The sequence below is a fragment of the Campylobacter concisus UNSWCS genome (assembly GCF_000466685.1).
Taxonomy (GTDB): domain Bacteria; phylum Campylobacterota; class Campylobacteria; order Campylobacterales; family Campylobacteraceae; genus Campylobacter_A; species Campylobacter_A concisus_A.
The window spans coordinates 1-5,377 of sequence record NZ_ANNG01000015.1 but is presented as its reverse complement, the minus strand read 5'-3'; the positions used below and the strand labels follow the sequence as shown (position 1 = coordinate 5,377).

Annotated in this window: 5 protein-coding genes and 2 pseudogenes; 6 read left to right on the top strand and 1 reads right to left on the bottom strand. The window is 31.8% G+C overall.

Annotated elements, in window-relative coordinates:
* A pseudogene (locus UNSWCS_RS11950) lies at nt 1–186 on the top strand (phage tail protein); the annotation flags it as partial.
* Nucleotides 187–300: 114 nt separating this feature from the next.
* Nucleotides 301–1,065: pseudogene (locus UNSWCS_RS04815) on the top strand (DNA adenine methylase).
* Nucleotides 1,066–1,076: 11 nt separating this feature from the next.
* Here the strand turns inward: UNSWCS_RS04815 and UNSWCS_RS04810 are convergent.
* Nucleotides 1,077–1,343 carry a hypothetical protein gene (locus tag UNSWCS_RS04810; protein WP_035143533.1) on the bottom strand — a complete coding sequence of 89 codons (267 nt, stop codon included), beginning with the start codon at nt 1,341–1,343 and terminating at the stop codon, nt 1,077–1,079.
* Nucleotides 1,344–1,496: 153 nt separating this feature from the next.
* Between UNSWCS_RS04810 and UNSWCS_RS04805 the strand changes: the two genes are divergently transcribed.
* From UNSWCS_RS04805 to UNSWCS_RS04790, 4 genes are all read left to right on the top strand, one after another.
* Entirely contained in the window at nt 1,497–2,150 is a 654-nt protein-coding gene (locus UNSWCS_RS04805; protein ID WP_021087558.1) for a helix-turn-helix transcriptional regulator, read from the top strand.
* 350 nt (nt 2,151–2,500) lie between these two features.
* Nucleotides 2,501–3,793, top strand: a complete 1,293-nt coding sequence (locus tag UNSWCS_RS04800; protein WP_021087557.1) for a DUF5710 domain-containing protein — start codon at nt 2,501–2,503, stop codon at nt 3,791–3,793.
* Nucleotides 3,794–4,136: 343 nt separating this feature from the next.
* Nucleotides 4,137–4,823 (top strand): AAA family ATPase, encoded by a 687-nt coding sequence (locus UNSWCS_RS04795; protein WP_021087560.1) that lies wholly within the window; start codon nt 4,137–4,139, stop codon nt 4,821–4,823.
* 2 nt (nt 4,824–4,825) lie between these two features.
* The gene (locus UNSWCS_RS04790) at nt 4,826–5,047 is read left to right on the top strand and encodes a hypothetical protein (RefSeq protein WP_021087559.1); all 222 of its coding nucleotides are present in this window, start codon (nt 4,826–4,828) and stop codon (nt 5,045–5,047) included.
* Nucleotides 5,048–5,377 lie beyond the last annotated feature (330 nt).

The following is a 5,377-nucleotide window of genomic DNA, read 5'->3' as shown; positions in this document are numbered from 1 at the left end:
CTAAACGAACTACAAAAGGGCGGCATAAACGGCAGGTGTTCTTTATCCGGCGCAAATATAGTAGCTGGCGGGAAACTCAAATTTAGCGGCATAGCGGGGTTAGAAGCAAACGAATTTAGTATAAAGAGCGCGGGTCATAGATTAAGTACGGATAATTACGAAATAGAGATTGAATTTGAGGGGTGAAACATTACGAAGCAAGGCCGCCGGCAACCCCGCCTCGTAAATACAAAGTAGCAAGGTAATATTACTAAATTTTCTTACAAGGTAGCGAAAAAATTTAAATTTGTAAGGAAAATCATGAAGACTACTAAACTAAAGGCTCCGTTTGCTTGGGTAGGCGGTAAATCAAAGTTGGCAAGCAAGATAATCCCTCTTATGCCGCCACATATTAAATATGTTGAGGTATTCGGTGGTGCACTATCGGTGTTTTATCAAAAAGAACCAAGCAAAATCGAGATAATCAATGACATCAACGGCGATCTCATAAATTTACACCGCATTATTAGAACTAGACCACAAAGCCTAAGTGCCCATGTGAATGCTATGCTAAAAAGCCGCGAGATATTCTATGCTATAAAAGAGGGTAAGATAAAGTCTAAAAACAAGATAGAGGCTGCGGCGTTTTACTACTATTAAATAAGTTTAAGCTTTGGCGCAAAAGGGGATAATTTTGCCATGCCCAAAAATAGGAGTGCTAAAAATATATACAGGGACTTTTCTATATACTCAAGGCGTCTAAGGCGTGCTTCTATAGAAAATTTGAGTTATGAAAAGCTGATAGGACAGTATGACGGCGCCGATACTCTGTTTTACGTAGATCCGCCTTACGTAGGAACGGAAAATTATTACAAGACGGTGGATGGATTTACGACGTCTGATCATCAAAATTTGGCTCAAATTTTAAAGAGCGTTAAGGCCAAATTTATGCTTAGCTATAACGATTGCGAAATGGTGCGCGATCTTTACGCGGGCCTTAATATCAAAGAGCTTGAGGTAAGTTATAGCCTCAACAATGCAGTGGAAAGAAAAACTAGTGGCGAGCTATTGATTATGAATTTTTAAGAGGCGGCGGTTTATGCCGCCCCACCTAGTCTTTTTAATTCTTTGTAAAGGGCAGCCATGTATTTTTGATTTTTAACATTACAGGCTAGCTCACCACGGTTTATGGCCTTTTCATATCTTATAATCTCGCTTTTGATATCGGTTATTTTATATTCATACCTGCCCTCTATCGTTATCTTGGCGTTCCAGCTCGGGCTCCATACACAAAACATTGTTCTGCTCCTAAAATCAAAACCCCGGGCCTCTATGATCAACCTTTTAAGCTTGGCTCTTACCATATTGTCTCCTTTATTTCTTTATAGCAGACTATAACTCTACACAGCTGTGTATGGGCTGTGGTTTGGGTATATTCCTTATAAAATATAATAAATTTTAATATTTGGACTAAAATTAGATAAATTTATTACAAAATAAAATCAAAAGGAAAATGTATGAATATGAACGAAGTTACGGAGAGATTAAAGGACATATTGGCTACCGAAGGCAAGAAAAACATTAAAGATGGTGATGTAGCCAGAGAACTGGGGATAAACCCTAACCCCTACGCCCAGATGAAATTTAGAAACGCCGTACCGTATAAGCAAATAATGGATTTTTTAGTAAAACGCAAAATTTCTATCAATTTATTCTTTTACAATCAAGAGGGCAAAAGTTTGGACGAGTCCGAAAAGAGATACAAAACTCTAAGGCTGTTTAACGTTAGAGCAAGCCTCGGCGGTGGGGGCTGGAATGAAGACGAAGATTTTGACGAGGTAGTAATGGATAATAAAATATTAAATAAATTTAGTAACTGTAGCGGGCCTTATCCTGTTGATATTATACCGGCTCAAGGCGATAGTATGGAGCCCCATCTGTGCAACGGGGATTTATGCATGATAGCAAGAGGCGTACCATATAAAGATGGAAACGTATATGCGGTAAACACTCCGGAGGGGCTAGTCATCAAAGAGTGCTATAAACAAGGAGAAGAATTAATGTTAGTATCTTACAATCCTATTTATACACCTATGAGATTTTATCAATGTGAATGTCAAATAATAGGTAGATTTGTAGGTCTACTTAGAGATATGAAGCATATAGATTAAAAGCGAACAAGAGTTTTAAAGATATTTTAAAGGGCGTTTAAAAGGACAAAATCGGCATATAAAATGAGAGTGAAAGAACATGGGTTTATGCCTCGCTCTCATTTTATATACAAGATACTCTTATTTTAAATGCGCGCCGATAACTTGTTTTTACAAGATCAATAAAAATAAGTTCAAAGTTTTTATTGATCTTGTAAAAGTGTCATTGTAAAGAGGGATATAGAAACTTAGTATAATAACAAAAGAAAATTTGTTTATTTTAAATTTTATAATATTATTTAAATATGATAATAATATTATAAAGATATTAGAATAATATTTTATTAATATGAATATGATAGGTTTTTAATATGCCAAGAAAAAGAAAAAAAATTTATATTGATGTACCCTACTCTCTAAAAAATACTGCAAAAACAATGGGGGCTATGTGGGATAGTGACGAAAAAAGATGGTTTATTTATGATACTTTTGATTTTGAGGCATTAATAAAGTTGCTTGAAGAAAATAAAAAAGAAGGAGCTAATAAAAAAACTGCATTATCAGATGGTATTACAAAATTCAAAGTGCCCTATTCTCAAAAATATCAAATTGATATTACTGACGTATCTTCAAAATTTAAAGTTGCCTTAAATTCGGCTGGGCTTGAAGTAGACACGCCAATAATGGATGGAATTTTGCGACGTGTTAGAGTAGATGGCGATAAGGGTACGCAAAAAAGTGGTGCATATGTTGGTTATTTAGATGGTGCACCAGCTGGGTTTATACAAAATTTTAAAAGTGGATTTAGTAGTAATTGGAAATATGAGACATTAGACATATTGCCCTATTCTGATGAACTTTTTTATAGTAAAAAAACTCAGAAATTAACAAAAGATAATACAAATTTTATTCAAAAGCAGTTACAAAGAGAGAATGAATTAGAAGACGAATATAAAAAAACAGCTAAAATTTTATTTGATGAGTTTCTGGCTGCAAAATTTGCTGTTTTAGATCATGCTTACTTCGTCAAGAAAAGAGTTTATAGAAATTACGGTTTAAAGCAGGATAGATTCGGAAATGTTCTTATGCCACTTTTTGATATCAACGAAAAATTTTGGTCTCTTCAGCGGATATTTCCAAATGGAAATAAGATGATAGGCGCCCTACTTTCAAAAGAGCAAAAGAAAAATGGTGAAAAGCTTCTTGCCAAGAAGCGAGGAAATTTTTTTATTTTAAGTGATGATATGGATCTTTATAATAAAAATTCAGCTAAACTTAATATTGACGCTTTATCAAAATATAATAAAATTTATATATGTGAAGGTTTTGCCACTGCAGCAAGCGTTCATGAAGCTTGTAAGATGCCTGTGATAGTTGGACTTGATGTAGGTAATTTAGAATTTGTAGTTCAGGATTTTTCTGCAAGGTTTTGTAATATACATATTATAATTGCTGCTGATAATGATGTCAAGAAAGAAAAAGAGAGCGGGTTTAATATTGGAAAAGAAAAGGCAATACAGATTAAAAATAATTTTAAAAATGTAAGTGTCTGTATCCCAAATTTTAATGATACAGAAATTTCTAGTGGATACAGTGACTTTAATGATTTGTATAATAGCAGAGGAATTGGTGAAGTAGGGTGTCAATTAGAAATATTATTTTAATATGATTTAGGTATTATAATAATATTATATAAAAATAATAATGCTTTTACCTCGATTTAAAAATTATGTATTGCTTTTGTGGTTGTATTGGCTGATAATAAATACCTATTTTTATTTTTGTATAGATGGTTGTTCGTTAATTATATCTTCTATAATAGCAGAATAAGTGTTCTTAAATTTGTGTTTTATGTGTTGATATTTATAATTCTTATCTATATTTTAACTAAAGAGATTATATGAAATAAATATTATAATAATATGATAATAATATTTATATAAAAATATATAGATATGAAAAAGATATTTTTATGATATAATCCAATAAAAAAGAAAAGGATTAAAAATGGTAATATCTATAGTAAATGAAAAGGGTGGTAGTGGCAAAACTACACTCGCTGTAAATTTAGCAGCTAGGCTATCAGAGGATGGAGATAATGTCCTTTTAATAGATGCCGATCCACAACGTTCAACCGAAGTTTTTTCAGATATTAGAAGTCAGTCAAATTTAAAACCGCTCTTTTCAAGCGTATCAAAAACAGGTGTTAGCTTGGGTGATGAGATAAAGCGTATGCGGGATAACTTTGACTCTATTGTAGTCGATACTGGTGGGCGTGATAGTAAAGAGATGCGTAAGGCGATGTTGTCATCAAATGTACTTATAATACCAACCATACCATCACAGTATGATGTGAGTGTTCTTGATCGCATGCTCGATCTTAGTAGCGAAGCGAAAGAGTTAAATGAGAAGTTGCTTACTCTTATACTTGTAAACCGTGTTTCTCCAAATCCTTTTTTGGCAAAAGAGCTTGAAAACATGCGCGAATATATTGATGATGCAAAAAAAGAGCGAAATTTAAGTGATGTCTTTTTATTAAACTCTGTTATTTACGAAAGACAAGCTTATAGAAAAACGGTTTCAAATGGGAATAGTTTGAGTGAATTTTGCAAAAATGGGGATAGGGCACTTGAAGATTTCGAAAATTTTTATGCCGAGTTATTACAAGTTGTAAAAGAAAATATTAAGGATTAAAAATGGGTTTTAAAAAAGTAAATACAACTCCAGCTACGAGTGAAGAAAATTTTATAAATCAAGCAAGAGGAGAAACATCAGAAGCAAAAAAGCCTAAAAATTTAAAACGAGATAAGTCTTTTTTACTTTATTTTACGCAAGATGAATTTGATCGTGTAAAGATAGAAGCGGAAAAAATTGGTATGGGCGTAAATCAATATATTCGCTTTAAAATTTTTAATTAATATTATTTAGATATTATAATAATATTAGTTTAATACTATAATTATATTAAATCAATATTATATTCTTCAAAAATTTAAAGAATAAGCATATTAAGAATATAAAAATTTCATAAGTATAAGATAATATTAAACTTTTCTAATACTAAAAAATACACAGTAGGTGCTTTCTGTTTTTAATATAAGTATTTAAAGATTGTATTAGCATCTACCATAAACAATTCGTATATTATTTACATAGCTAAAAAGTCTCATTATATTTTAATATTAGATTAAGATTATATCCTTTATAATGTCACTAAATTATTTTAAAAAATATAACTTTATAGTTAT